Source organism: Pantoea sp. SGAir0430 (assembly GCF_043549295.1).
Genome location: NZ_CP039427.1, coordinates 2562608 through 2588665 on the forward strand (window position 1 = coordinate 2562608; position 26058 = coordinate 2588665).

General features: G+C 55.7%; 25 protein-coding genes. 9 read left to right on the forward strand and 16 right to left on the reverse strand.

Going from position 1 to position 26058, the window contains the following annotated elements:
• Nucleotides 1-24: 24 nt before the first annotated feature.
• The gene (locus E7738_RS12225) at nt 25-855 is read right to left on the reverse strand and encodes an AraC family transcriptional regulator (protein ID WP_021507838.1); all 831 of its coding nucleotides are present in this window, start codon (nt 853-855) and stop codon (nt 25-27) included.
• Between the two features lie 126 nt (nt 856-981).
• Here E7738_RS12225 and E7738_RS12230 point away from each other — a divergent pair, with 126 nt between their 5' ends.
• The 4 genes from E7738_RS12230 to E7738_RS12245 all read left to right on the forward strand — a co-directional run bounded on the left by E7738_RS12230 (nt 982) and on the right by E7738_RS12245 (nt 3571).
• Nucleotides 982-1509 carry an isochorismatase family protein gene (locus E7738_RS12230; protein WP_021507839.1) on the forward strand — a complete coding sequence of 176 codons (528 nt, stop codon included), beginning with the start codon at nt 982-984 and terminating at the stop codon, nt 1507-1509.
• Between the two features lie 72 nt (nt 1510-1581).
• On the forward strand, nt 1582-2025 hold the full coding sequence (locus tag E7738_RS12235; protein ID WP_021314045.1) for a type II RES/Xre toxin-antitoxin system antitoxin: 444 nt from the start codon (nt 1582-1584) through the stop codon (nt 2023-2025).
• Nucleotides 2022-2486, forward strand: coding sequence for an RES family NAD+ phosphorylase (locus tag E7738_RS12240; protein WP_021507840.1), 465 nt, complete (start codon nt 2022-2024; stop codon nt 2484-2486). Before E7738_RS12235 ends, E7738_RS12240 begins: the two co-directional genes overlap by 4 nt.
• Nucleotides 2487-2512: 26 nt before the next feature.
• Nucleotides 2513-3571 carry a hypothetical protein gene (locus E7738_RS12245; protein ID WP_021507841.1) on the forward strand — a complete coding sequence of 353 codons (1059 nt, stop codon included), beginning with the start codon at nt 2513-2515 and terminating at the stop codon, nt 3569-3571.
• Between the two features lie 61 nt (nt 3572-3632).
• Here the strand turns inward: E7738_RS12245 and ssb1 are convergent, their stop codons facing one another.
• A complete protein-coding gene (gene ssb1 / locus E7738_RS12250; RefSeq protein WP_021507842.1) occupies nt 3633-4175 on the reverse strand; it encodes a single-stranded DNA-binding protein SSB1 in 543 nt (180 codons plus the stop codon).
• A 221-nt stretch (nt 4176-4396) separates the two neighbouring features.
• Here ssb1 and uvrA point away from each other — a divergent pair, with 221 nt between their 5' ends.
• Nucleotides 4397-7225 (forward strand): excinuclease ABC subunit UvrA, encoded by a 2829-nt coding sequence (gene uvrA, locus E7738_RS12255; protein WP_262256534.1) that lies wholly within the window; start codon nt 4397-4399, stop codon nt 7223-7225.
• Between the two features lie 275 nt (nt 7226-7500).
• Complete coding sequence (locus E7738_RS12260; RefSeq protein WP_104187843.1) at nt 7501-8565, forward strand: NAD(P)-dependent alcohol dehydrogenase; 1065 nt, start codon at nt 7501-7503, stop codon at nt 8563-8565.
• Here the strand turns inward: E7738_RS12260 and E7738_RS12265 are convergent, their stop codons facing one another.
• The 7 genes from E7738_RS12265 to dnaB form a co-directional block, all read right to left on the reverse strand.
• Nucleotides 8566-8922, reverse strand: coding sequence for an MmcQ/YjbR family DNA-binding protein (locus E7738_RS12265; protein WP_021507845.1), 357 nt, complete (start codon nt 8920-8922; stop codon nt 8566-8568).
• Nucleotides 8923-8925: 3 nt separating this feature from the next.
• Nucleotides 8926-9342: a secondary thiamine-phosphate synthase enzyme YjbQ gene (locus tag E7738_RS12270; protein ID WP_104187842.1), complete on the reverse strand. Its 417-nt coding sequence runs from the start codon at nt 9340-9342 to the stop codon at nt 8926-8928.
• 106 nt (nt 9343-9448) lie between these two features.
• Nucleotides 9449-10936 carry a catalase gene (locus tag E7738_RS12275; RefSeq protein WP_369974308.1) on the reverse strand — a complete coding sequence of 496 codons (1488 nt, stop codon included), beginning with the start codon at nt 10934-10936 and terminating at the stop codon, nt 9449-9451.
• Nucleotides 10937-11252: 316 nt separating this feature from the next.
• A complete protein-coding gene (locus E7738_RS12280) occupies nt 11253-12446 on the reverse strand; it encodes an amino acid aminotransferase (RefSeq protein ID WP_031279758.1) in 1194 nt (397 codons plus the stop codon).
• A 45-nt stretch (nt 12447-12491) separates the two neighbouring features.
• A complete protein-coding gene (locus E7738_RS12285) occupies nt 12492-13106 on the reverse strand; it encodes a YitT family protein (protein WP_021507849.1) in 615 nt (204 codons plus the stop codon).
• Nucleotides 13107-13334: 228 nt separating this feature from the next.
• Nucleotides 13335-13826, reverse strand: coding sequence for an Lrp/AsnC family transcriptional regulator (locus E7738_RS12290; protein WP_058757562.1), 492 nt, complete (start codon nt 13824-13826; stop codon nt 13335-13337).
• 128 nt (nt 13827-13954) lie between these two features.
• Nucleotides 13955-15361 (reverse strand): replicative DNA helicase, encoded by a 1407-nt coding sequence (gene dnaB, locus E7738_RS12295; protein WP_021507851.1) that lies wholly within the window; start codon nt 15359-15361, stop codon nt 13955-13957.
• Nucleotides 15362-15434: 73 nt separating this feature from the next.
• On the opposite strand from dnaB, the gene E7738_RS12300 reads away from it, so the two are divergent.
• On the forward strand, nt 15435-16418 hold the full coding sequence (locus E7738_RS12300; protein ID WP_058774935.1) for a quinone oxidoreductase: 984 nt from the start codon (nt 15435-15437) through the stop codon (nt 16416-16418).
• Between the two features lie 191 nt (nt 16419-16609).
• On the opposite strand, the gene pspG is transcribed toward E7738_RS12300, so the two are convergent.
• The 3 genes from pspG to traF form a co-directional block, all read right to left on the reverse strand.
• Nucleotides 16610-16876 (reverse strand): envelope stress response protein PspG, encoded by a 267-nt coding sequence (gene pspG, locus E7738_RS12305; protein WP_058770016.1) that lies wholly within the window; start codon nt 16874-16876, stop codon nt 16610-16612.
• Nucleotides 16877-17085: 209 nt separating this feature from the next.
• Nucleotides 17086-18081, reverse strand: a complete 996-nt coding sequence (dusA, locus tag E7738_RS12310) for a tRNA dihydrouridine(20/20a) synthase DusA (RefSeq protein WP_132465722.1) — start codon at nt 18079-18081, stop codon at nt 17086-17088.
• A 90-nt stretch (nt 18082-18171) separates the two neighbouring features.
• Nucleotides 18172-19419 carry a conjugal transfer protein TraF gene (gene traF / locus E7738_RS12315; RefSeq protein ID WP_058780893.1) on the reverse strand — a complete coding sequence of 416 codons (1248 nt, stop codon included), beginning with the start codon at nt 19417-19419 and terminating at the stop codon, nt 18172-18174.
• 448 nt (nt 19420-19867) lie between these two features.
• On the opposite strand from traF, the gene zur reads away from it, so the two are divergent.
• Nucleotides 19868-20389, forward strand: coding sequence for a zinc uptake transcriptional repressor Zur (zur, locus tag E7738_RS12320; protein WP_058774937.1), 522 nt, complete (start codon nt 19868-19870; stop codon nt 20387-20389).
• 70 nt (nt 20390-20459) lie between these two features.
• Here zur and E7738_RS12325 read toward each other — a convergent pair whose 3' ends face one another.
• The 4 genes from E7738_RS12325 to E7738_RS12340 form a co-directional block, all read right to left on the reverse strand.
• Nucleotides 20460-20672, reverse strand: coding sequence for a CsbD family protein (locus E7738_RS12325; RefSeq protein WP_021507857.1), 213 nt, complete (start codon nt 20670-20672; stop codon nt 20460-20462).
• Between the two features lie 159 nt (nt 20673-20831).
• Nucleotides 20832-22157 (reverse strand): MATE family efflux transporter DinF, encoded by a 1326-nt coding sequence (gene dinF / locus E7738_RS12330; protein WP_058770113.1) that lies wholly within the window; start codon nt 22155-22157, stop codon nt 20832-20834.
• A gap of 128 nt (nt 22158-22285) precedes the next feature.
• Complete coding sequence (gene lexA, locus E7738_RS12335; RefSeq protein ID WP_031279762.1) at nt 22286-22900, reverse strand: transcriptional repressor LexA; 615 nt, start codon at nt 22898-22900, stop codon at nt 22286-22288.
• 105 nt (nt 22901-23005) lie between these two features.
• Nucleotides 23006-23374, reverse strand: coding sequence for a diacylglycerol kinase (locus tag E7738_RS12340; protein WP_058780895.1), 369 nt, complete (start codon nt 23372-23374; stop codon nt 23006-23008).
• A 125-nt stretch (nt 23375-23499) separates the two neighbouring features.
• Between E7738_RS12340 and plsB the strand changes: the two genes are divergently transcribed.
• The gene (gene plsB / locus E7738_RS12345; RefSeq protein ID WP_059009901.1) at nt 23500-25923 is read left to right on the forward strand and encodes a glycerol-3-phosphate 1-O-acyltransferase PlsB; all 2424 of its coding nucleotides are present in this window, start codon (nt 23500-23502) and stop codon (nt 25921-25923) included.
• Nucleotides 25924-26058 lie beyond the last annotated feature (135 nt).

Sequence of the window (26058 nt, forward strand, 5' to 3'; positions counted from 1 at the left end):
TGAAAGGCTTGTAGCAGATTGCGGTTAACGTGCGCTGAACACCTGCTTTTGATAGCGTCCCGGCGTAATGCCGTAGCGATGGGCAAACGCCCGCGTCAGATGCGCCTGGTCGGTGAGGCCAACCGCCGCCGCCACACTGGCGGCGCTCTCGCCCTGCGCCAGCCGCTGCTTGGCCTCGAACAGGCGGAAGGCCATCAGCATTTGATGGGGAGTGACGTGAAAGTGTTGTTTGAAACTGCGCAGAAAATGCCACGGCGACAGCGATACCAGCGCCGCCAGCTCCTCCAGCCGCACCGGTTCTGCCAGGTTATCGCGCAGCCAGGCTTTTACCACATCAAAGCGGTGGGCGCCTTCGCGCGGCCGCGCGACGCCCTGCTGCGCCAGCGGACGCAGCCACTCCAGCAGATCCAGCAGCGCGCCCTGCCGCTCGAGCGCACTTTGCGCCTGCCACATCTGTGCCAGCGCATGGGAGAAAGGTTGTGCCAGACGCGCATCGGTGCGCAGCGCATCGCTGAACCACCAGTTGCGATCGCCGGTCAGCCGATCCATCTCCGCCGGATCGATATAGATCATGCGATAACGCCAGCCTTCGGCGCAGGCCGATTCACCGGTGTGCAGTTCATCGGGATTCATCATCACCAGCGAATGCACCGGCGCGACATAATTGGTGCCGCGGTAGCGAAAGCGCTGCGCGCCGGATTCGATGGTGCCAATCCCGAAGGCTTCGTGGGTATGGGGCTCAAAAGCGTAGCGGGAGATGTGCGCCTGATAAAGCTCAATGCCCGGCAGCTCAGCAAAGTGCTGAAACTGCGCACGATCCTGCTCACAGGGAAAGACTTCAGGAACCACCGTCACCACACACCTCCATACGCTATCAGGCAGTAAGCATGCGCGGCGCGCACAAAAAAAGCAAAGCCCAATCGCTTTACGCGCCTACCCGTTCAGCGCGACACTGGGGCCTGACCTATAAAGGAGGCGACAATGGCACAACGGGTGGTAATGGTAGTGGATATGCAAAATGGCGTGCTGGCAACGCCGCGTTACGACCGCGCCGGACGCTGCGCGCGCATTAATCAGCTGATGGCCGCCGCCGATCAGGTCATTTTTATTCAGCATAGCGGGCCGGATTTAGCCGCTGACTCCGCAGACTGGCAAATAGTCGCCGAACTGGAACAACCCGCCGACGCGCTTTACATCACCAAAACCGCCTGCGACAGCTTCTGGCAAACCGGGCTCGCGGCGCAGCTTGAACAGCATCAGATTGAAAGCTTTGTCATTTGCGGCTGCGCCACCGATTATTGTGTCGATACCACCATCAAAGTCGGGGCCAGCCTTGGCTATCACATCACCGTGGCGGCCGACGCCCACACCACCGCCGATCGCACTTATGTGTCGGCGCAGCAACTTATTAATCAGCACAACGAAGTGTGGGCGGATTTGATCATGCCGGGCAATCCGGTGCGGGTTAAAACCACGGAAGAATTACTGCGGGAGTGGCGCGCGCATTAAGGGTTGCGCTATTGAAATAATCTGACAAGTGTCAATAATAGAGCAGGACACTTGTCTGTATGGAGTTTTCAGATGCGAGCTTATATTCCTCAGCATGGAGCCAATGACAACGCGCTGTGGCGGGTTGCTGGCCTGCCTCCACGTGGTATTGAGTTAACGCGTATGCTGGAAGCCGGTTTGCCGGTGGCCGTCATTGATGATATCCGTCACTGGTCGGCCATGACGCGCGCCGAAATCATGAAGGTCACAGGGATTAATGAACGCAACATTGCCCGTCGTAAAAGCACGGGTAAAAGTCTGTCACCCGACGAGAGTGAACGTGTCGCCCGCTTCGTCCGCGTGATGGATGCCGCCGTTCAGCTTTTTGCTGGTAATAAAGAAGAGGCCACCCAGTGGCTGAGCCGACCGGTGAAAGGGTTAGGCAATGTTGCGCCCATCACCTTACTGACGACGGAGAGCGGTGCGCTGGATGTTCTCGATCTGATCGGTCGTCTGGAGCACGGTGTTTTCTCGTGATTTTTTATCGGCTGACGAAGAGCCAGTATGCGGCTGAAGCCTGGTCCGGTTATGGGGCAAAACAGTATGGTGGACGCTGGAATCATAAAGGCTATCCCACCATTTATGTTGCCACGTCGGTGTCACTCGCAGCACTGGAAGTGCTGGTCCATATCGGAAGAGAGTCGGTGCTGGATGAGTACACCTTATTCAGTATCGACATCCCGGATGCTGAAGTTGCCTATCTTGCTGAAGCATTTTTACCGCCGGACTGGCGTCATGATCCAGCGCCACTGTCGACAATGGATCTCGGCACCGGCTGGCTGCAATCCGCTGAAGGCGCCGCGCTGATGCTACCTTCAACGATTATCCCGATGGAAAACAAAGCAATATTAAATCCGCTTCATCATTCTTTTAAAAGCGCTCTTACCAGAGTGAAAGAATTACCTTTTGTCTTTGATCAACGCCTTATAAAGGGATGATTTTTCCTCGCGTAAAAGGACATTAAATGAAAACAGCAAAATTAACCGCTAAAAGAATAATTTACTTTTACTACGCAGTCATTTATTACTTTTGTATTTCAATAACTTTGTTAGCCAAAATAGAAACAGTTAAAAGAAGTATAACAGCGTTAGTATTGTTTTTATTTTCTCTGATCATTTTTTTTACATTTATGGCTAAAGGATTTTTCAGAAGCCCATCCCACAAAGGCATTATTAAGAGCCCTAAGCACAGAAAGATAATAACGCAATACAACTCCAGCATTGTATTAGCACTTTATTCTTCAATTATTTTTTTCTGTGCTATCTTATCTTATCTTTTTCAGACCGAAAAAACAGTTTCACTTTTATTGTTAATAAGCTCGACAGTATTACTTTTCCTTTCTTCCAGCGTCTTCCTTTCTGAAAGTAACATCTACAACCAGCATTACAAAAGTGCCACGTCATGGATAGTTAAAATCGGCTGGATAGTAGGCTCCTTCTACGCCTATGCGCAAGCCAGACACGATTTTATGAACATCGCCGATTTAACTTATGACCAGACTGCATCACGCTTTTGTGTCATTCTCTATGCGGGCTTGATTCTCATGACATATGTTTCACTGGCAGTTACCTCTGCAGGGGTAGCTTTATTTTTCTTCGAAAAAACCAGCACCAACGTCAATAAAAAAGATATTATTATTATTAGAGACTCATTCCCTCTATTTATCCCACTAACCATGACAGCCATTGTCACTCTATTAATAATAACATCTAATTTAAAGCTAGTATTTAATACTGCTCTAAACATCAGTATTCCTGTGGATGCTACCGAAACATTCAAATGTAATGATGCATCAATGATGCTTGCAGGAAAAGGAGAAAAATATTACCTACTACTTAATGAAGGTGAATATCGTGTTTTTACACATAGAAATGAAAATTGGTACAGTTCAAGATTAACCTGTCTTAAAGAAAAACCTTATTTCGAAACATCTGAAATAAAAAACAAGGAAGACATCATTAAAAGTAACTTTGAAAACCTAAAGAAAAATGCACTGGATAATTTCAATGCAATAATTAAATAGAAAATAATAAAAAAACCCTCGCAGAAGCGAGGGCTGGATAACGCGTTGATCGGTACGCCAATCAGAACGGGATATCGTCGTCGAAATCCATTGGTGGTTCGTTGTTCGCCGGTGCGCTCTGCTGCTGTGGACGCTGCTGCGCGCCGCCGCTGAACTGGTTGCCCCCACCCTGCGGCTGCTGCGGCTGGCCCCAGCCGTTATTGTTGCCGCCGCCCTGGCCGCCCATGGGTGCGCCACCGCCATTGCCGCCCTGCTGACGACCACCCAGCATCTGCATGGTGCCGCCCACGTTCACCACCACTTCGGTGGTGTATTTGTCCTGGCCGCTCTGGTCCTGCCATTTACGGGTGCGCAGCTGGCCTTCAATGTAGACCTGCGAACCTTTACGCAGATATTCGCCGGCGACTTCGGCCAGCTTGCCGAACAGCACGACGCGGTGCCATTCGGTGATCTCTTTGTTTTCACCGGTTTGCTTGTCGCGCCAGCTCTCTGACGTGGCCAGCGTAATGTTGGCTACCGCGCCACCATTCGGCATGTAGCGCACTTCCGGATCCTGACCCAGATTCCCGACAAGAATCACTTTGTTTACGCCACGACTGGCCATGTTGCTGTCTCCCGATGAGTTGATGCTAAAAGTCTAAGCGAAAAATTGTATCACGTCACAATGACGCTTCCCACTTTCGAGCGGGATTCCAGTTTTTCGACCGTGACAGGATAGCAAAAACACTGGATATTTATTCAGTTTATTTTTTGTGCCATAATGATGCGTTTCTGCTGGTCGTGCTGGCAAGGCATGGCGAGCGTTGCCTAATCCGGGAAAGGTGAATGGATAAGATTGAAGTCCGCGGTGCTCGCACCCATAATTTGAAGAATATCAACCTGATCATCCCACGCGACAAGCTCATTGTAGTGACCGGTCTGTCGGGTTCCGGTAAGTCTTCGCTGGCGTTTGATACGCTGTATGCCGAAGGCCAGCGCCGCTATGTTGAATCGCTTTCTGCCTATGCGCGCCAGTTTCTTTCCTTAATGGAGAAACCGGACGTAGACCACATTGAGGGGCTGTCGCCTGCCATTTCCATTGAGCAGAAATCGACGTCGCACAACCCGCGCTCGACCGTCGGCACCATCACTGAAATTCATGACTATCTGCGTCTGCTGTTTGCCCGCGTGGGTGAGCCGCGCTGTCCGGATCATAACGTCACGCTGGCGGCACAAACTGTCAGTCAGATGGTCGATCAGGTCCTGGCGCAGGAAGAGGGGCGGCGCCTGATGCTGCTGGCGCCGGTGGTAAAAGATCGCAAAGGCGAGCACACCAAAACGCTGGAAAATCTGGCGGCGCAGGGCTACATCCGCGCACGTATCGATGGCGAAGTGTGCGATTTGTCGGATCCACCCAAGCTGGAGCTGCAGAAGAAACACACCATTGAGGTGGTGATCGATCGTTTCCGCGTGCGTGACGATCTGGCGACCCGTCTGGCCGAATCCTTTGAAACGACGCTGGAACTGAGTGGCGGCACGGCGATCGTCGCGGATATGGACGATCCCGATATCGAAGAGATGCTGTTCTCGGCCAATTTTGCCTGCCCGGTGTGCGGTTACAGCATGCGTGAGCTGGAGCCGCGTCTGTTCTCGTTCAACAACCCGGCCGGTGCCTGCCCGACCTGTGACGGCCTCGGCGTTCAGCAATATTTCGATCCCGATCGCGTGGTTCAAAATCCGGAGCTGTCGCTGGCCGGTGGCGCCATTCGCGGCTGGGATCGCCGTAACTTCTACTATTTCCAGATGCTGCGCTCACTGGCGGAACATCTGGATTTCGATGTCGAAGCGCCGTTCAATAGCCTGAGCGACAAAGCGCGCGAAGTGATTCTGTACGGCTCCGGCAAAGAGAACATTGAGTTCAAATATATCAACGATCGCGGCGATACCTCAGTGCGTCGTCATCCGTTCGAAGGCGTGCTGCATAACATGGAGCGCCGCTACAAAGAGACGGAATCCAACGCGGTGCGCGAAGAGCTGGCGAAGTTTATCAGCAACCGCGCCTGCGCCAGCTGCGAAGGGACGCGCCTGCGTCGTGAAGCGCGCCATGTGTTCGTGGAAGATACCAACCTGCCGACCATCTCGGATATGAGCATCGGCCACGCTATGGACTTCTTCCGCAATCTTAAGCTGAGCGGCCAGCGCGCCAAAATCGCCGAGAAAGTGCTGAAGGAAATTGGCGACCGTCTGAGCTTCCTGGTCAACGTTGGCCTGAATTATCTGTCGATGTCGCGTTCAGCGGAAACGCTGTCCGGCGGTGAAGCACAGCGTATTCGTCTGGCGAGCCAGATTGGTGCCGGTCTGGTTGGCGTCATGTACGTACTGGATGAACCGTCCATCGGTCTGCATCAGCGCGACAACGAGCGCCTGCTGTCGACGCTGATTCACCTGCGCGATCTCGGTAATACCGTGATCGTGGTTGAGCATGATGAAGACGCGATTCGCGCCGCTGACCATATTATTGATATCGGTCCGGGCGCTGGCGTGCACGGCGGCCAGGTGGTAGCCGAGGGCGATGTGCATGCCATCATGGCGCACGAAGATTCCCTCACCGGTCAGTTCCTCAGCGGCAAGCGTGAAATCGCGGTGCCGGCAGAGCGGGTGAAAGGTGATCCGTCCAAAGTACTGAAACTGAGCGGCGCGCGCGGTAATAACCTGAAGGATGTCACGCTGACGGTTCCGGTTGGGCTGTTTACCTGTATCACCGGCGTGTCCGGTTCCGGCAAATCAACGCTGATTAACGATACGCTGTTCCCGATTGCGCAGCGCCAGCTGAATGGTGCCACCAGCGGTGAAGCTGCGCCGTATCGCGAGATCGCCGGGCTGGAGCATTTCGATAAAGTGATCGACATCGATCAGAGCCCGATCGGCCGGACGCCGCGCTCAAACCCGGCCACTTACACCGGGATTTTTACCCCGGTGCGTGAACTGTTTGCCGGCGTGCCGGAAGCGCGTTCGCGTGGCTACAATCCGGGCCGCTTCAGCTTTAACGTGCGCGGCGGGCGCTGTGAAGCCTGTCAGGGCGACGGCGTAATCAAGGTCGAAATGCACTTCCTGCCGGACATTTATGTGCCGTGCGATCAGTGCAAAGGCAAACGCTATAACCGCGAAACGCTGGAGATTAAATACAAAGGCAAGAGCATTCACGAAGTGCTGGAGATGACCATCGAAGAGGCGCGTGAGTTCTTTGATGCGGTACCTGCGCTGGCGCGTAAGCTGCAGACGCTGATTGATGTCGGCCTGTCGTACATTCGTCTTGGCCAGTCGGCAACCACGCTGTCCGGCGGTGAAGCGCAGCGCGTTAAGCTGGCGCGTGAGCTGTCGAAGCGCGGTACCGGTCAGACGCTGTACATTCTTGATGAACCGACCACCGGCCTGCATTTTGCCGACATCCAGCAGCTGCTGGAAGTGCTGCATCAACTGCGCGATCAGGGCAATACCATCGTGGTGATTGAGCATAACCTCGACGTGATCAAAACCGCTGACTGGATTGTCGATCTCGGTCCGGAAGGCGGCAGCGGCGGTGGTGAAATCCTCGTGGCCGGTACGCCGGAAACCGTTGCACAGTGCGAAAAATCGCATACTGCACGCTTCCTCAAGCCGATGCTGAAAAAGTAGGTTTAACGCGCCGCACCCGCTGTTGCGGCGCGTTTTTTCTGATCTCGCCACGGCTTACCGCTCCGGTTACTCGCCAGCCGGTGCCATTGTCTGAATGCCTTAGCAAATGCAGAAACAGGCAAGAAACAGACAACTTCAGGCATATACGCATCGCGTCCCGCTGACTATTCTTACTGCGTTCCTTTTGGCGCCGCTGACGCGCCTCTGTCCTTCAGTGTCATCACTGAACGGACCCCTCGCAAAAAATACTCACGACACATCTGACTGGAGACACCATGAATATTACGCATGCCTATGCCGCACAGGACGCGAAAGCCAAACTCGCCCCGTTCGATTATAAGCCGCGCGAACTGCGCGCTCATGATGTGCAGATTGAAGTGTTGTACTGTGGCGTCTGCCACTCGGACCTGCACCAGGCGCGCAACGAATGGCGCAACACCGTATTCCCGGTGGTGCCAGGCCATGAAATCGTGGGTCGCGTCACCGCCGTTGGCGCGCACACGCACAAATATAAAGTGGGCGATTTAGTCGGCGTCGGCTGTATGGTCGACTCCTGCCGCAGCTGCCCAAGCTGTCAGGAAGGACTCGAGCAGTACTGTGAAAACGGCTTTGTTGGCACTTACAACGGCCAGGATCGTGAAACCGGCGCCATCACCTACGGCGGCTACTCCACCAGCATGGTGGTTGATGAAAGCTTTGTGCTGCGCGTACCGGAAAACCTCGATCTGGCTGGCGTTGCGCCTCTGCTGTGCGCCGGTATCACCACCTATTCCCCGCTGCGTCACTGGAATGTCGGTCCCGGCAAAAAAGTTGGTATCGTTGGTCTGGGCGGCCTCGGCCATATGGGCGTGAAGATCGCGCATGCGATGGGCGCGCACGTGGTGCTGTTCACTACCTCACCGTCAAAAATTGAAGATGGCAAACGCCTCGGCGCTGACGAAGTGGTGATTTCGAAAGATGCTGACCAGATGGCGCAGCACGCCAACAGCTTCGACTTCATCTTAAATACCGTCGCCGCGCAGCACGATCTCAACCCGTTTATCGCCCTGCTGAAGCGCGACGGCAACATGACGCTGGTTGGCGCGCCGGAGCACGATCACCCGGCACCGCAGGTGTTTAACCTGATCCTCAAGCGTCGCAGCATTGCCGGTTCACTGATTGGCGGTATCGCCGAAACCCAGGAAATGCTGGATTTCTGCGGCAAGCACGGTATCACTTCGGATATCGAGCTGATCGCTATGAACCAGATCAACGACGCCTACGAGCGCATGCTGAAAAGCGACGTGAAGTATCGCTTCGTGATTGATATCAACACCCTGCGTGAAGAGTCTGCGGCTTAATCAGCGCGTCTCATCATCATGGCTGACGCCCGCCGCGCGCGTGGCGTCAGCCTGTTGCCACGATGCATCAACCAGATAGTAAATCTGCGAATCCTTCAGCGATCCATCCAGCCACAGCGTGCTCCAGTGCGACTTATTGAGATGTTCACTGGGAAACACATCGTGGTGTTCATCGCGCAATAACTCCGCCAGCGCGGGCGAGGTCTTCAGCGACAACGCTGGTCGCCCTTCAACGTCATGCACCATGGCAAACAGCACGCCATCGCTTTTCACCTGGGTTGCGTCCCACTCATCTTTATAACTTTGTGAAGCGCCCGGTTTGCTCATGCAGTAGGTCAGTAAATCCGACGTGTTCATGTTTTATTCCCCTTGTAAGGTGGCGACGATGCGCCGCGCGCCGCCGTGTACCCGATGTTCGCCCAGCCAGATCCCCTGCCAGGTGCCGAGCAGCAGTTTGCCGCGGCTGACCGGGATCAGCAGCGATACGCCAAGCAGTGACGATTTGATGTGCGCCGGCATGTCGTCAGCGCCTTCATAGTCGTGCTGATAGGGCGCATCCTCTGGAACGTGCCGCAGAAAGTGCTGCTCCATGTCGCTGCGTACCGTAGGATCGCAATTTTCATTGAGCGTCAGCGACGCTGAGGTGTGCTGCAACAGCAGATGCAGCTGGCCGATGCGCAGGTCCGCTAAGCCATTAAGCTGGCCGACAATCTCGTCGGTGATCAGATGAAAGCCGCGCGCCTTCGCGCTCAGCGTGAGAGTTTGTTGCTGCCACATGCCACATTCCTGGGTTAAACCGTTTACTTAAGTGTGCAGCATGTCGGCGAAAGGTAAACCCTTCAGCGGGAAAAAGCGGCAGAGCGCTTGCTCTGCCGCCGGCGCATCAGTCGCTCAGCTTGTCAGCCAGCGCTTTTACCGTGGTGATATCGTCCTGCGTTACCGCCGCCAGACGCGTGCCGTACTCGCTATCGGCCTTATAAAAGAACGAGAGCATCGCCAGCCGGCTTTGCGCGTCGGCGCTTTTCAGCGCGCCACCGAGCGAGGTGATCAGATCGCCCCGCTCTTTCGCGTTAAAGGAACGATACAGCTCCCCTGCCTGGCGGAAATTCTGCGGTTTGGCGATCATCGCCTGCTGCGTACTGCCGCTAAGCGGCGTATGGCTGTAACGCGCGCTTTGCAGCTCTTCACGCGGATAGATGCGGCTTGGCTGGTAATTAACGCCCTTGTCATCGGCGTTACCGCTATCCATCAGGCCATCCTGATTGCCGTTGCTGACCGGTACACGCGGTGCATTCACCGGCAGGCTAAGGCCGTTAGTGCCCACGCGGTACAGCTGGGTATCAGCATAAGAGAACAGGCGGCCCTGTAGCAGGCGATCTTCAGACGGCTCAATACCCGGCACCAGATTGGACGGCGCCATTGCCACCTGCTCGGTTTGCTGGAAGAAGTTGTCGACGTTGCGATTCAGCACCATCTGCCCGATTTTCACCTCTGGCAAGTTCGGCCAGATTTTGGTGGAGTCGAGCGGATTGAAATCGAACTTATCCAGTTCGCTGGCTTTAATGGTCTGAATGTAGAGATCCCACTTCGGAAACGCTTTGCGGTTAATCGCCGCCACCAGATCTTCAGTCATGTGGCTGTAACTGCGGCCCTGGATCGCTGCCGATTCAGCCGGATCGAGGTTGCGTTCGCCCTGCAGCGTCTTCCAGTGAAACTTCACGTAGTGCACTTCGCCCTGGCTGTTCACAAACTTGTAGGCGTGCACGCTGTTACCGTCCATTTCGCGATAGGTCGCCGGCGTGCCCATGTTGGAGAACAGCATGGTGAGCGCGTGCGTGGCTTCCGGTACGTGGGAGAAGAAATCGAAGGTGCGCGCATCGTTATCGAGGTTAGTGCGCGGATCCGGTTTAAACGCGTGCACCATATCAGGGAACTTGATCGCATCGCGGATGAAGAACACCGGCAGGTTGTTGCCCACCAGATCCCAGTTGCCCTGGCTGGTATAGAATTTGGTGGCAAAACCACGCGGATCGCGCAGCGTTTCCGGCGAATGCTTGCTGTGCACCACGCTGGAGAAGCGCACAAAGACCGGCGTCACCGTTCCCGGTTTAAACACCTCAGCGATAGTCAGATCGCTGATATCTTTGCTGGCGCGAAATTCACCGTGCGCGCCGGTGCCACGTGCGTGCACCACACGTTCCGGAATACGTTCACGATCAAAGCGTTGCAGCTTTTGAATCAGCTGCACGTCCTGTAACAGCACCGGGCCATTGGCGCCGGCAGTTTGTGAATTCTGGTTATCGCCGACCGGCGCGCCGTTATCACGCGTCAGCTCAACGGCCGCAGCAGGCAGTGCGAGCGCCAGCGTCATGGCAATGCAGAGGGGTTTCAGTGCGGAAGGGAAATAGCTCATGGGCGGTTCCTTATTGTGATTGGCGAGCGCTCTGGCAGTGCGCCAAAGCGCGCCGGCAAAAAATAGCGCCCTCACTAACAGGAACACACAAGACCCGTCCCGATTACCCGGGGTTAAGGTGTTATACCTATGCTAAATGCGGCCGCCAGCCAGCATGGTTGGCAAAGAGAAGCGTGGAAAAGCGGGGTGCGGCGAAGGTACAGCGGGAACAGACAATGCGTGGATGACTGAAACGGGTGCCTGCCAGCCGCGCGGCTGACAGGCATCGCGTCAATTACATTACGGCAGCAAACGCCTCAGCTACCTGATTGACGTTGCGGCTGTTGAGACCGGCGACACACATGCGGCCGCTGGCGATCAGGTACACGCCGAACTCTTCGCGCAGGCGGTCCACCTGCTGTGCGCTCAGGCCGGTATAGCTGAACATGCCGCGCTGCTTCAGCAGATAATCAAAGTTTTTGCCGGGCAGTTTACTGTTCAGCACATTGACCAGCACCTGGCGCATTTCGATGATGCGCAGGCGCATCGCTTCCACTTCCGCCAGCCAGTTGTTCAGCAGCGCTTCGTCGTTCAGCACGCAGGAAACCACCTGAGCACCGAAGTTCGGCGGGCTGGAGTAGTTGCGACGCACGGTCGCTTTCAGCTGACCCAGCACGCGTGCCGACTCTTCTGCGCTGTCGCAGACAATTGACAGGCCGCCAACGCGCTCACCGTACAGCGAGAAGATTTTCGAGAAGGAGTTGCTCACCAGCGCCGGCAGGCCCGCCGCGGCAATCACGCGAATCGCGTAAGCGTCCTCTTCCATGCCGGCACCAAAGCCCTGGTAGGCGATATCGAGGAACGGAATCAGCTCCTGCGCTTTCAGGACCTCAACGGTTTGATCCCACTGCGCGTTGGTCAGATCCGCACCGGTCGGGTTGTGGCAGCACGGATGCAGCAACACGATGGATTGCTTCGGCAGCGTTTTCAGTTTGGCGATGAAGGCATCGAACTTCACGCCGTTGGTGGCGTCGTCGTACCACGGGTAGGTGTTAACGTTAAACCCGGCACCGTTAAAGATCGCCACATGGTTTTCCCATGTCGGATCGCTGACCCATACGCTGGCGTCCGGGAAGTAACGCTTCAGGAAATCTGCGCCCACTTTCAGCGCGCCGGATCCGCCCAGCGTCTGGATGGAAGCAATGCGCCCCGCCTGCAGCATCGGGTGCTCTTTACCAAACAGCAGCGGCGCAATGGCGTTACGATATGGACCCAGCCCTTCCATTGGCAGATAGAGCGAAGCCTGATGTGGCTGCGCCTGCAAACGCTCTTCCGCGGCGGCCACCGCCTGCAGCTGAGGAATGATGCCGGCTTCGTTGTAATAGAGGCCGATGCTCAGATTCACCTTGTGGTCACGCGGGTCCTGTTTGAAGGTTTCCATCAGCGACAGAATCGGATCGCCAGCATAGGCATCAACGTTTTGAAACACGGTGCAGATCTCCATGATTATTCATAAATGTGTGGGTCGACGTCATCAAACAAAATAGCGGCCGGGACGGTGATTCATGGCGATGATGAGATTGAGCATCACCGCGCCGGCGATGGAGGCCAGCAGCATCGGCAGCGATACCACAAAAAGCGAGGCCAGTACCACACAGGTATCCAGCGCCATTTGCAGTTTGCCGGCGCGCAGACCAGAGCGATCCTGCAGCCAGAGCGCCAGAATATTGATACCACCGAGGCTGGCTTTGTGACGAAACAACACTATAAACCCAATCCCCATCACCACGTTACCGAACAATGTCGCATAAAACGGATTTAGCGCAGAAAAATGGATAAACAGCGGGTGCAAATGGGTGAACAGCGATACCAGCCCCACAGCACAGAAGGTTTTCAGGGTAAATTCCCAGCCCATGCGACGAATGGCCAGCCAGTAAAACGGCAGGTTAATCAGAAAGAAGGCGCTGCCGAACGAGAGCGGCGACAGGTAGCTGATGAGAAAAGCCACGCCCGCCGTACCGCCGGTCAGCGCGCCCGCCTGTTTCAGCAAAATGACGCCAAACGACACCATCAGCGTGCCAAGCACGATAGCCAGCGCATCTTCTGTACGGGTGTGGGGAATGCGGGAAGGTTGTACAGCGTTATCCATGGCGCGATCTCTTTGCAAATGATGGCGTTCATTTGCAAAAAACGCACCACATCGGCGGCTTCCTGTCGCCACCGATGGGTGCCAGCGATTATCCAATTGATAACTAAGGCGCTTTATTGCAGGTTTATGTGCATCAATCTGCTGTAAAATAATCGATTCATGCACAAATTCGGTTTCTGGTGCGTGCTTTGCGCGAAAAACGGCACAAATCCGCACCACACTGGCACATCATGCACTCTTTTGGCGCACTTTGTGCTCGGGGATCATCATCAAGCCGTTCTCTTTTAAACGGTTGAGTACCACCGAGGTTTTCACGTGCGCCACGCTTTGATGGCCAGCGACGAGCTGACTGATCAGCGCGCTCAGCGCCGCTAAATCGGCCACCGCGACTTTTAACAGATAGTCGGCGTCACCGGTGGTTTTGAACGCGTCGACAATCGCCGCTTCCTGCTCCACCATGCGGTGAAAACTCTCTTCGTAATCGGGCGTGTGATTTTTTAGTCGCACCTCGATCAAGCCGACCATGCCCAGCCCTACCGCGTCCGGCGAGAGCCGCGCGTGATAGCCGAGAATAAGATTTGCCTGTTCGAGATTAATGCGCCGGCGTGAACATTGCGACGCCGAAAGTCCGACTAAATCACTGAGTTCCTGGTTGGTAAGGCGGCCGTTAGATTGTAGTAGTGTCAGTATCTTAAGGTCGTAATCGTCTACCTGAGTCATTCTGTGTCCACAGCGTTATAGGATTCGCTTTGCTACAGATAACCTGATAATTGACGAGGTTGTCCAACACTATTTTCTGATGACGTGAAATGCATGCACAAATCGTGCATGCAACTGTGGAAGCGCGATTATTCGTCGTCGTATTGCGGTCCGGCGTAGTTATCAAAGCGTGACCACTGGCCGTTGAACGTCAGACGTACTGTGCCGATCGGGCCGTTACGCTGTTTACCGATGATGATCTCGGCGATGCCTTTCAGATCGCTGTTTTCGTGATACACCTCATCACGATAGATGAACATGATCAGATCCGCATCCTGCTCGATCGACCCCGATTCACGCAGATCCGAGTTAACCGGACGCTTATCGGCGCGCTGCTCCAGCGAGCGGTTAAGCTGCGACAGCGCCACCACCGGTACATTAAGCTCTTTCGCCAGCGCTTTAAGCGAGCGTGAGATCTCGGCGATCTCCAGCGTACGGTTGTCAGAGAGCGCCGGTACGCGCATCAGCTGCAGGTAGTCGATCATGATCATGCTCAGGCCGCCGTTTTCACGGAACACGCGGCGCGCGCGTGAACGCACTTCGGTTGGCGTCAGGCCGGACGAGTCATCGATGAACATGTTCTTCTTTTCTAACAGGATGCCCATGGTGGCCGAGATGCGCGCCCAGTCTTCATCCTCCAGCTGACCAGTACGGATGCGCGTCTGATCAACGCGCGACAGCGAGGCCAGCATACGCATCATCAGCTGTTCGCTGGGCATCTCGAGACTGAAAATCAGCACCGGTTTGTCTGTCAGCATGGCGGCGTTTTCGCACAGGTTCATGGCGAAAGTGGTTTTACCCATCGACGGACGCGCCGCGACAATGATCAGATCTGATCCCTGCAGACCGGCGGTTTTCTTGTTGAGATCCTGATAGCCGGTATCGACGCCGGTCACGCCATCGTGCGGCGTTGACACCAGCGCTTCAATGCGCGATACCGTCGCTTCGAGAATCTGCTCGATATTTTGCGGGCCTTCATCCTTATTGGCGCGCTGTTCGGCAATTTTAAAGACGTTGGATTCAGCGAAATCCAGCAGCTCTTCGCTACTGCGGCCCTGCGGATCGTAACCGGCGTCAGCGATCTGATTGGCCACCGAAATCATCTCACGCACTACCGCACGTTCACGCACGATGTCGGCATAAGCACCGAGGTTTGCCGCACTTGGAGTATTTTTTGCCAGCTCGGCCAGATAGGCAAAGCCGCCCGCCATCTCCAGCTCACCGCGCGTTTCCAGCGACTCTGACAGGGTGATCAGATCGATAGGCTGACCGGCTTCCAGCAGGCGCTGCATTTCGGAGAAAATCATGCGGTGCGAGCGGTTGAAGAAATCTTCCGCGACCACGCGCTCGGAGACGTTATCCCAGCGTTCGTTATCCAGCATCAACCCACCGAGCACCGACTGCTCCGCTTCGAGAGAGTGCGGCGGCATTTTCACGCCTTCGAGCTGCCGATCGCGGGGTTCGTTCGATTTGTTGGTGGGTTTATTTCCTGCCATAGTGAATGCATTACCGATCGTGAAAGGGACGCGCAAGTATACCGTCCCAGGATGAACAATCACAGGAGTCAGAATGGCAAAGCGAATTCAGTTCAACCAGCACGGCGGCCCGGAAGTATTGCAATGGGTCGATTTCACACTAGCCGATCCCGCCGACCATGAAGTTCAGGTGGAGAACAAGGCGATTGGTATTAACTACATCGATACCTACGTGCGCAGCGGATTGTATCCGGTCTCCTCGCTGCCGTCCGGCCTGGGCACTGAAGCGGCAGGCATCGTGAAAAAAGTGGGCAGCGCGGTTTCGCGTTTCAAGCCGGGCGATCGCGTGGTGTATTGCCAGGCCGCGCTGGGTGCCTACAGCGAGCTGCACAATGTGGCGGAAGATCGGCTGGTGATTCTGCCGGACAGCATCAGCTTTGAGCAGGCTGCGGCCTCTTTCCTCAAGGGCCTGACGGTGCAGTATCTGCTGCGTCAGACGTACAAAGTAAAAGCCGATGAAATTTTCCTGTTTCATGCCGCTGCAGGCGGCGTGGGCCTGATTGCCTGCCAGTGGGCGAAAGCGCTGGGCGCGCATTTGATTGGCACCGTCGGTTCTGCGGAGAAAGCGCAGATCGCCAAAGATGCCGGCGCCTGGGCCACCATCAATTATCGCGAAGAGGATATCGCCCAGCGCGTCAGCGAACTGACCAACGGTGAAAAAGTGGCGGTAGTGTACGACTCAGTGGGCAAAGATACCTGGGAACCCTCCCTCGACAGCCTGCGCCGCCACGGCCTGATGGTGAGCTTTGGTAATGCCTCCGGCCCGGTGACCGGCGTTGACCTCGGCATTCTCAACAAGAAAGGCTCGCTGTTTGTCACCCGCCCTTCCCTGTTTGGCTATATCACCAACCGTGAAGAGCTCGATCGCGCCAGCGGCGAACTGTTTTCGCTTATCGCCAGCCGCGCTATTCAGCTTAACGTGCCGGAGCAGCAGAAATTTGCCCTGAGCGATGCGGTACGTGCGCATCAGGTGCTGGAGAGTCGTGCCACTCAGGGTTCCAGCCTGTTAATTCCCTGATAGCAGAAATGATGAAGGGCTTCCCGAAGGAAGCCCTTTTCTTTCTTTTTTATAGTTCGCGCTGGTGTAGGGACAGCGGCGATGAATTCGTCTGAATTTCTTTACCTATCCTGACAGAAAACATAAGTAAAAAATATGTTTAATTGCGGATTCGTACTAAGCAATCACCAACTCTGTGATCGTAACCGCATTTAACGCCAGCTTCTCTTCTCTAAGTCGCTGATTTTCCTTTTCAGCCGGTTAAGTTTCACCTCTCCCTGCGGCGTGGTAAATGCGCGATACAGCCACACGGCGACCACCGCCAGCACCAGCCACGGCAACAATTTTATAACAAGCGCAAACAGCCCGCCGAGAAACATCACCACGGTGGCCACCAGCAGTGCGGCGATCACGCCCAGCAGCGATACGCCAGTCAGCAGCAGCATCATAAAAAAGCCGATAACGAATAATATTTCCACGAGCGCTCTCCTGTATCAGTAATGCAGAAGGTATTACAAGATACGTGCCAGGTCGTAACGATCGCTAAGCCATTGAATTATCGCTTAGATGCAGGACAGAGGGGACGTTGATTTGGTGAAATTGACTAACTGCTGGTGAATTAAAAACCGCACGATGAAACCGTGCGGTTTAAACCGTCCTGCCAGCCTGACCAGGCCGGCTCGCGGCATCAGGCTTCCTGCACAATGCGGTCAGCCACCAGCGCCAGCGCCGCTTCCAGCACGCGGACGTCGGCGCCCGGTTTGTGGGCATTTTCGCTCAGGTGACGGCGCCACTGGCGCGCGCCGGGGATGCCCTGGAACAGGCCCAGCATGTGGCGCGTAATGTGTCCCAGATAGGTGCCCTGGGCCAGTTCGGCTTCGATGTAAGGGTACATGGAACGCACCACGGCGACCGGATCGGCCACCGGTGTCTCGCGGCCAAACAGCTGGCGATCAACCTGCGCCAGAATGCCGGGATTTTGATAGGCCTCGCGCCCCATCATCACGCCGTCCAGGTGCTGCAGATGCGCTTTGGCCTCATCGAGCGTCTTAACGCCGCCGTTAATGGCTATGGTCAGCGCCGGGAAATCCCGCTTCAGCTGGTAAACACGCGGATAGTCGAGCGGTGGAATTTCACGGTTCTCTTTCGGGCTGAGACCCGACAGCCACGCTTTACGCGCATGAATAATGAACGTATCACAACCGCCCTGCTGCGCCACGGTGCCGACAAAATCGCACAGGAAGGCGTAGCTATCCTGGTCGTCAATACCGATGCGGGTTTTCACCGTGACCGGAATGCTGACCACATCGCGCATCGCTTTGATACAGTCCGCGACCAGCGCCGCCTCACCCATCAGGCACGCGCCAAAACGGCCGTTCTGTACCCGATCGGACGGACAACCGACGTTCAGGTTGATCTCATCGTATCCGCGCGCTTCTGCCAGCTTTGCACAGGTTGCCAGCGCGGCCGGATCGCTACCGCCCAGCTGCAGCGCCAGCGGATGCTCCGCCTCGCTATAGGCCAGATAGTCGCCTTTGCCGTGGATGATGGCACCGGTGGTCACCATTTCGGTGTACAGCAGCGTGTCGCCGCTCAGCTGACGGTGAAAATAGCGACAGTGACGGTCGGTCCAGTCCAGCATCGGGGCGATGGAGAAACGTTGCGAAGAGAATGTATCGGTCATGAAACGCAGTAAATCCGCAGTTAAGTGATGAGAAACTGCGCAATGATATCACAGCTGTGACGGGCGACACAGCCGCCCGTCACCGTGTGGTCAGAAGTTAAACCCGAGCTGCACCATGGCGCCCCAGGTATTGTCTTTGCCGACCGAACCGGCCAGGTCCAGATGCACCGCATTGTTGAACGGTGACACGCCGAGACCGGCCGTAAACACATCGGTGTCATTCGACTTCATATCCGCGCGATAGCCGGCACGCAGCGCCAGCCAGTCCAGCACGCGATATTCACCACCCACGCCAGCGTACTGACTGCTCTCCTGCGATTTAAAACGTTTGGTTTCGGTCAGATCGACATCGCCGGTCAGAGTAAAGGGTCCGCGATTCCACGCCAGTCCGGTAGTTACCAGCGGGCGAATCTGATACGTATCGCGATAGCCATTAACCTCTTTGGTGTCGATATCGCGCGAGACCAGGTTCTGCCCGGTCACGCCGAAGGTCCAGTTCTCCGCGAAGTCGGTAGCGATACCGGCATCGACGTTGAAACCGGTATCGGTGCTGCGATAGCGGCTGTCGTTAATATCATTCTTGTCATAGTTATAAACGCTGGCGGTGTAGTTATACAGCCAGGTTTTCTGCAGCTTCGGCGTGACGCCAACGGAGACCGGGTGACCGGCGATGGTGAACTCATGTGCCATTGCGACGCCGTAATCGGTGATCAGCGCAGCCAGGCCGTTGGCGCTGGAGCGCAGATTATTTTGGTCGCCCGGCAAGGGAATGCGTCCATTTGCGACCTGATCCAGATAATCAATATCGCTCTGTACTACGTTAGCGCGGATGTGCGCCGTGCCGTAGGCTTTGGTGATGAAGGCGAAAGGAAGGGTCTCGTTGGGAATGCTGACGGCTAACGCCACGCCTGCGGTGCCATTCGCTTTATCACCGCGCAGATCGCGCAGCTGATTGGCCATATCACCTGCCGCGGCTCTGACCTGAGGCGCGCCATTGATGATCTCCGGCAGCGTGATGTTGTTGATCACGTCACGATAGCGGTCCACCGTATCAGTAATTTCGTCTACGCGATCCACTAATTTGTCTTTGTCAGTAATCTGCACACCTGCTGAAGGAAAAATGATGCTGACGTTATCTTCAGGCTGCGCTTTGGTCATCAATGCCGGGTTAGCCAGCACTGCCGAGCTCCAGGTTGAGGAAGCGACACCGGTTCCCCCCATGGCATCGTTACGCGCATCGTACCAGGTGCCAGCAGCAAATGCTGATGAGGTAACAAATACCGCATTAAAACCAACAACATAAGCAATTTTCTTGCGTCTGAATAATGTCTTCACCATGAGTCTGCCATCACCTTTTAATTGTCGTGGACTGTCTCTACGACGGAATAGTTTATTAGCCCTATTCTGAACGCTGGCTAACGCTTTATTGCTGTGAATTGAAAGGAATTAGCATTGCTATTCGCAGAATTGGTCACGCCCGCACCATTCTGCTGTTGTTTTATGCAGAAATATGAACGTCAGCTAAATTGATGCCAGAAATTACTTAAAACCTTTTGAACCATAGCCACTAAGTCAGTGAGTTGCAAAGCAAAAAGATGGGTTAACCTGTGAGAAAAAACTCAGGAAGGAAAAGCATGGCTTAACAGAAGGAGGTACCAGGACGTAACGCGGCAGATAAGTGGCTGAAAGCCGGACATTTCCTGGATGATATAAGGTAAAAAAGCAATGGCAGCAGCGTAAAAGTTTGTGTGATAAAATAACATCACCCATCACCTGGAGAATGCTTATGCCAAACCTCACGCCCGAACAACTGCTCACGCAGGCTGAATCTCTGTGCCTTGACCGTGGCGTGCGCCTCACTACGCAGCGCGCAGAAGTGTTGCGCCTGATGGCGGAGCAGAACGGTTCCATTAGCGCTTACGATTTGCTGGACCAGCTGCGCATCAGTGAACCCCAGGCGAAACCACCGACTATTTATCGCGCGCTGGATTTCCTGCTGGAGCAGGGATTTATTCATCGGGTAGAGTCAAATAACAGTTATGTGGTGTGCCACCATTTCGACGAGCCGGCGCACACCTCGGTGATGCTGGTGTGCGACAACTGTGCCGCCGTCAGTGAGAAGCACGCGCACGGCGTGGAAAAGATCATTGCCGGGTTGGCCGATCAGGCAGGTTTTACCTTACGTCATAGCGTTATTGAGGCGCACGGCCTGTGTGAAAACTGTGCTGAAGTTGCTGCCTGCACGCAGCCGGGTAGCTGTCATCACGATCATGAAGTGGAAAGTAAGAAGAAGATGCGTAAAGGGTAACTGGCACGTCCGTGTGCCAGGCCGATCGTAACGATCAGCGGGTAGGAGCATCATCCTTAAAGCGGGAGACTTACCAGCGGTAATCTTTGTTTTGACTTTCCCAGTCTTTCAATTCACGTTCAGCTTCATCTTTGGCGTAACCGTAACGTTCCTGGATTTTACCCACCAGCTGATCGCGTTTCCCTTCGATCACGGTCAAATCGTCATCGGTTAACTTGCCCCATTTCTCTTTAAACTTCCCTTTAAACTGCTTCCAGTTTCCGCTCGCTTCGTCTTTGTTCATAACAATCCTCCACGTCTTCCTGAGTGAGATGGTGTATTTCTCATGTAATGCCGGAAATAACCATATAACGCGCTGCGTATCTGCGCCGTTTGAGATAATTATAGTAGCCGCTTCGGATTGTGCACGGAATTACAGATTATTCTGGTGCCTGCGCTGCGCTTATGGCTGGCTGAACCAGCTGTCACGCTGCCAGTGGCGGCGCCACATCCATCCCAGCGTCAGGCCGCGCAGCGCCAGAAACACCGTGATCGCCAGCCATAAACCGTGATTCCCTAACCACGGCAGCGTCAGCAAAGTGATGCCGAAACCGGCTGCAGCCATGATCATGCTGTTACGCATTTCGCGGCCGCGCGTCGCGCCAATGAACATGCCGTCCAGCAGATAACACCAGACGCCGACCAGCGGTAAAATCACCTGCCAAAGCAGAAAGCGATCGGCCATCTCACGCAGCGGCTGCAGCGAGGTAAGCAATGCAACAATGTACGGCCCGCTGAGCGCATAAATAAGCGCAAACAGCAGCGCAACGATACCCGCCTGGCGACAGGCGGCATGCCAGATCAGCAGCAGCCGGCTGCGATCTTTTGCCCCTACCGCTTCACCCGAGCAGGCTTCCACCGCGTAAGCAAAGCCGTCCAGCGCATAGGCAGTAAACGTCAGGAACATCAACAGCACCGCATTGACCGCAACCACATCCGGTCCGATGCGTGCACCCAGCAGGGTCAGTGAGGCAAAGCAAATCTGCAGCATGAGCGAGCGCAGCATGATGTCGCGATTAAGGCGAAATAACCGCGCCGCGTCACCGCGCCAGCTGTTTTTCAGCAGTTTGAAATCGATGCCGCGCAGTTTCAGTACGCGCGCCACCATCCATAATCCCACTGCCAGCGTCACGTATTCGGCCAGCGCCGTGGCGGCGGCGGCACCGGCAACGCCCCAGTGCAATTTCAGCACCAGCAGCAGATCGAGCAGGATGTTGACCAGGTTTCCGACAATCAGCAGAACCATCGGCGCACGCGCATACTGCACGCCCAGCAGCCAGCCGAGAATCACCAGGTTAGCCAGCGTAGCCGGTGCGCTCAGCCAGCGGATTTCAATGAAGATCTGCGCCTGCTGCTGGACTTCCGCGCTGCCGCCCATCAGCGTTGCCGCCAGGCTACTGGCAGGAGAACGCAGCAGCGCCAGCAGCAACCCGGCGGCCAGAGCGATCAGCAGCGGCTGCATCAGTGCGCGCGCCAGTGCCTGTTTATCGCCGGCCCCGAACGCCTGCGCGGTTAAACCGGTGGTGCTCATACGCAGAAACAGCAGCAGCATAAAGATGAAGCTGGTTGCCGTGGTGCCTACGGCCACGCCGCCGAGGTAGATCGGGCTATCAAGATGGCCAATCACGGCGGTATCGACCACGCCGAGCAGCGGCACAGTGATATTGGAGAGGATCATTGGCAACGCCAGTCGCCACAGCGTTTTATCAGAAGAGGAAAATAGCTGCATCAGCCCCATCCCGAGGGTTACGGTAGTCGGCCTGAGCGAGCGCCTTACGGGCCGGGAACAAAAGTATGATTAAAGCAGACTGCGGCCAGCGCGCGAGCGCCGCCGCAGCGGGGGAGATCAACCGGGTTTCAGAGCCACTCGCCGTTGCGCACGATGCCAACGGCCAGCCCTTCCACGGTCAGCGACTGTTCACGGGTATCCACGACAATCGGCTGGAAATCATTGTTTTCCGGCAGCAGCTGGACAATCGCGCCCTGCTTCTTCCAGCGTTTCACCGTGACTTCATCATCAATACGCGCAACCACCACCTGGCCATTGCGCACTTCCTGTGTTTTATGCACCGCGAGCAGATCACCGTCCATAATGCCGATATCTTTCATCGACATACCGCTGACGCGCAGCAGGAAATCGGCAGAGGGTTTGAACAGGTTGGCGTCAACCTGATAGTGGGCTTCGATATGTTCCTGCGCCAGCAGCGGTTCACCGGCGGCGACGCGACCGATCAGTGGCAGCCCTTCACTCGCCTCTTCTTCCATCAGCAGGCGGATACCGCGCGATGCACCGGAGACGATTTCAATGACACCTTTACGCGCCAGCGCTTTCAGGTGCTCTTCAGCAGCGTTAGGCGAGCGGAAGCCCAGTTGCGAAGCAATTTCAGCACGCGTTGGCGGCATGCCGGTCTGATTAATATGGTCGCGAATCAGGTCATAGACCTGTTGCTGCCTGCTGGTTAACGCTTTCATCCCGCCCCCTGGTTGTTTATACAGTCGCTGTGAGTATATACAGGTATTGGCGAAATGAAAACCGAAACAGAGGGAAAAATCAGCGGCTTGATGAATGTGGAATGTTTATCGCAAATGCGACCAAAGCAGCGCGATCCAGACAAACAGAGCCAGTAAGATAGCCAGCAGTACCGCCGCCGAGCCCATGTCTTTGGCGCGTCCCGCCAGCGGATGGCGTTCCTGACCAATACGGTCCACCACGGCTTCGATGGCACTATTAAGGATCTCAACAATGACTACCAGCACCACCGAGCCAATCAGCAACACACGCGTGATGATATCGACATCCAGCCAGCAGGCGATGGCAACCGCGACCAGTGCGGCAATCGCCTCCTGGCGAAAAGCGGCTTCATGCTGCCAGGCAGCGCGCAGCCCCTGCCAGGAATAACCGGCGGCTTTAATGATTCTCAGGAAACCGGTGACGTTATTTGCCATGTTGTGGAACCCTTAACTGTTTTTGACGTCAATGTCTGGGCGCGCGAGGTGGCACAGCCACAGATCTTCGCCGCACTTTCTGGTATGCTTGCCGCGCTTTGCTAACAAGAGGCTTCAAGTTGTCTATGTCAGGTTGGCGTAAACTCTATTACAAATTGTTGAATTTACCACTCTCTATTTTGGTAAAAAGTAAGGTCATTCCGACCGATCCGATCTCGGAACACGGTATCGATCCGACCCGTCCGGTGATGTATGTTTTGCCTTATGATTCAAAGGCGGACCTGCTCACGCTACGCGCACAGTGCCTGAAGCACGATCTGCCGGATCCGCTGGCGCCGCTGGAGATTGACGGCACCCTGCTGCCGCGCCACGTATTTATTCACGATGGGCCGCGCGTCTTCCCCTATTTCGTGGCGAACCCGGAGTCGGTCAAGCTTTTCCATGACTACCTCGATCTGCACCGCAATAATGCGGCGCTGGACGTACAGATGCTGCCGGTTTCCGTGATGTTTGGCCGTGCGCCAGGCCGTGAAATTCAGGGCGAACCGACGCCACATCTGCGTATTCTTAACGGTATACAGAAGTTCTTTGCCATCCTGTGGCACGGTCGCGACAGCTTTGTCCGCTTCTCGCCCACGGTTTCACTGCGTCAGATGGCCACCGAACACGGTACCGATCAGTCGATCGCGCAGAAGCTGGCACGTGTCGCACGCATTCATTTTGCCCGCCAGCGGCTGGCAGCCGTCGGCCCGCGTCTGCCGGCACGCCAGGATCTGTTCAACAAGCTGCTGCAATCCAAAGCGATTGAGAAAGCGGTTGAAGACGAAGCGCGCAGCAAGAAGATTTCGCATGAAAAAGCGCAGCAGAATGCCATCGAAATGATGGAAGAAGTGGCGGCGGATTTCTCGTACGAAGCGATCCGCGTGACTGACCGTGTGATGGGCTGGCTGTGGAGTCGGCTCTATCAGGGCATTAACGTGCACGGCGGCGAACGCGTGCGCCAGCTGGCGCAGGATGGTCACGAAATTGTTTACGTGCCCTGCCACCGCAGCCACATGGATTATCTGCTGCTGTCCTACGTGCTCTATCATCAGGGCCTGGTGCCGCCGCACATTGCTGCCGGTATCAATCTCAACTTCTGGCCAGCCGGACCGATTTTCCGTCGCCTCGGTGCCTTCTTTATTCGTCGTACCTTCAAAGGCAACAAGCTCTACTCCACGGTGTTCCGCGAGTATCTGGGCGAGCTGTTCAGCCGCGGCTATTCAGTTGAGTATTTTGTTGAAGGCGGGCGCTCACGTACTGGCCGTCTGCTCGACCCGAAAACCGGCACGCTGTCGATGACGTTACAGGCGCTGCTGCGCGGCGGCAGCCGTCCTATCACCTTTGTGCCGATCTACATCGGTTATGAGCACGTGATGGAAGTCGGCACTTATGCCAAAGAGCTGCGCGGTGCCGCGAAAGAGAAAGAGGGCTTCATGCAGATGGTGCGCGGCCTGCGCAAGCTGCGTAACCTCGGCCAGGGCTATGTGAACTTCGGTGAGCCGCTGTCGCTGGTTAACTATCTCAACAAACAGGTTCCGGAGTGGCGTGAAGCGATTGACCCTATCGATCCTCAGCGTCCGGCGTGGATGACGCCGGTAGTGAACGATATCGCGGCACGTCTGATGGTACGCATCAACGAAGCCGGCGCGGCCAACGCCATGAACCTGTGCGTGACCGCGCTGCTGGCATCGCGCCAGCGTTCGCTGACGCGTGAACAGCTGACGGAACAGCTGGAGTGCTACACCCAGCTGCTGCGCAATGTGCCGTACTCACCCGAGTCAACCGTGCCGGATCTCAGCGCTGAAGCGCTGCTCGATCACGCCATGGGCATGAACAAGTTCGAGACCGAGCAGGACAGTATTGGCGAGATCATCATTCTGCCGCGCGAGCAGGCGGTGCTGATGACCTACTATCGCAACAACATCCACCATATGCTGGTGATGCCGTCGCTGATTGCCGCTATCGTGCAGCAGCATCGGGAGATCAGCGAGGCGGAACTGCTGCGTCAGGTCAGCCTGGTCTATCCGATGCTGAAGAGCGAACTGTTCCTGCGCTGGGACAGTGCCGAACTGCCGGCCCTGCTGAATGCGCTCTGCGCCGAAATGGCGCGGCAGGGACTGATCACCGTACAGGAAGGCCAGCTGAAAATGAGTGCGGCGCGTTACCGTACGCTGCAGCTGCTGGCGGCCGGGATCCGTGAAACGCTGCAGCGTTTCGCCATTACCTTCGCCATTCTCAGCGCCAAGCCGACCATTAACCGTGGCACGCTGGAGAAAGAGAGCCGCACGCTGGCTCAGCGTCTGTCAGTGCTGCACGGTATCAATGCGCCGGAGTTCTTCGACAAGGCAGTCTTTACCGCGCTGGTGCTGTCGCTGCGTGATGAAGGCTATATCAGTGATTCCGGTGATGCGGATGCTGAACGTACCAATATGATGTGGCAGATGCTGGCCGAACTGGTCACCAGCGATGTCCGCCTGACCATTGAGAGTGCCGTGGCGCACGACTAATGGACGACTGAAAACCGCGGCGCATCTGTCACACGCCAGATTGCGCCGCGGTTTTTGTTGTCAGAATTCAGGCGTGAAAAGAACGCGCCTCCCAATGCGGCGACCGGCGCGCCGCCGGGGTTAATCACCCCACCA

Bases quoted from the DNA above. Each gene is read 5' to 3' on its own strand.
- E7738_RS12230 (WP_021507839.1), top strand. From the start codon at position 982: ATGGCACAACGGGTGGTAATGGTAGTGGATATGCAAAATGGCGTGCTG.
- E7738_RS12235 (WP_021314045.1), top strand. From the start codon at position 1,582: ATGCGAGCTTATATTCCTCAGCATGGAGCCAATGACAACGCGCTGTGG.
- E7738_RS12245 (WP_021507841.1), top strand. From the start codon at position 2,513: ATGAAAACAGCAAAATTAACCGCTAAAAGAATAATTTACTTTTACTAC.
- ssb1 (WP_021507842.1), bottom strand. From the start codon at position 4,175: ATGGCCAGTCGTGGCGTAAACAAAGTGATTCTTGTCGGGAATCTGGGT.
- uvrA (WP_262256534.1), top strand. From the start codon at position 4,397: ATGGATAAGATTGAAGTCCGCGGTGCTCGCACCCATAATTTGAAGAAT.
- E7738_RS12260 (WP_104187843.1), top strand. From the start codon at position 7,501: ATGAATATTACGCATGCCTATGCCGCACAGGACGCGAAAGCCAAACTC.
- E7738_RS12265 (WP_021507845.1), bottom strand. From the start codon at position 8,922: ATGAACACGTCGGATTTACTGACCTACTGCATGAGCAAACCGGGCGCT.
- E7738_RS12270 (WP_104187842.1), bottom strand. From the start codon at position 9,342: ATGTGGCAGCAACAAACTCTCACGCTGAGCGCGAAGGCGCGCGGCTTT.
- E7738_RS12275 (WP_369974308.1), bottom strand. From the start codon at position 10,936: ATGACGCTGGCGCTCGCACTGCCTGCTGCGGCCGTTGAGCTGACGCGT.
- E7738_RS12285 (WP_021507849.1), bottom strand. From the start codon at position 13,106: ATGGATAACGCTGTACAACCTTCCCGCATTCCCCACACCCGTACAGAA.
- E7738_RS12290 (WP_058757562.1), bottom strand. From the start codon at position 13,826: ATGACTCAGGTAGACGATTACGACCTTAAGATACTGACACTACTACAA.
- dnaB (WP_021507851.1), bottom strand. From the start codon at position 15,361: ATGGCAGGAAATAAACCCACCAACAAATCGAACGAACCCCGCGATCGG.
- E7738_RS12300 (WP_058774935.1), top strand. From the start codon at position 15,435: ATGGCAAAGCGAATTCAGTTCAACCAGCACGGCGGCCCGGAAGTATTG.
- dusA (WP_132465722.1), bottom strand. From the start codon at position 18,081: ATGACCGATACATTCTCTTCGCAACGTTTCTCCATCGCCCCGATGCTG.
- traF (WP_058780893.1), bottom strand. From the start codon at position 19,419: ATGGTGAAGACATTATTCAGACGCAAGAAAATTGCTTATGTTGTTGGT.
- zur (WP_058774937.1), top strand. From the start codon at position 19,868: ATGCCAAACCTCACGCCCGAACAACTGCTCACGCAGGCTGAATCTCTG.
- E7738_RS12325 (WP_021507857.1), bottom strand. From the start codon at position 20,672: ATGAACAAAGACGAAGCGAGCGGAAACTGGAAGCAGTTTAAAGGGAAG.
- dinF (WP_058770113.1), bottom strand. From the start codon at position 22,157: ATGCAGCTATTTTCCTCTTCTGATAAAACGCTGTGGCGACTGGCGTTG.
- lexA (WP_031279762.1), bottom strand. From the start codon at position 22,900: ATGAAAGCGTTAACCAGCAGGCAGCAACAGGTCTATGACCTGATTCGC.
- E7738_RS12340 (WP_058780895.1), bottom strand. From the start codon at position 23,374: ATGGCAAATAACGTCACCGGTTTCCTGAGAATCATTAAAGCCGCCGGT.
- plsB (WP_059009901.1), top strand. From the start codon at position 23,500: ATGTCAGGTTGGCGTAAACTCTATTACAAATTGTTGAATTTACCACTC.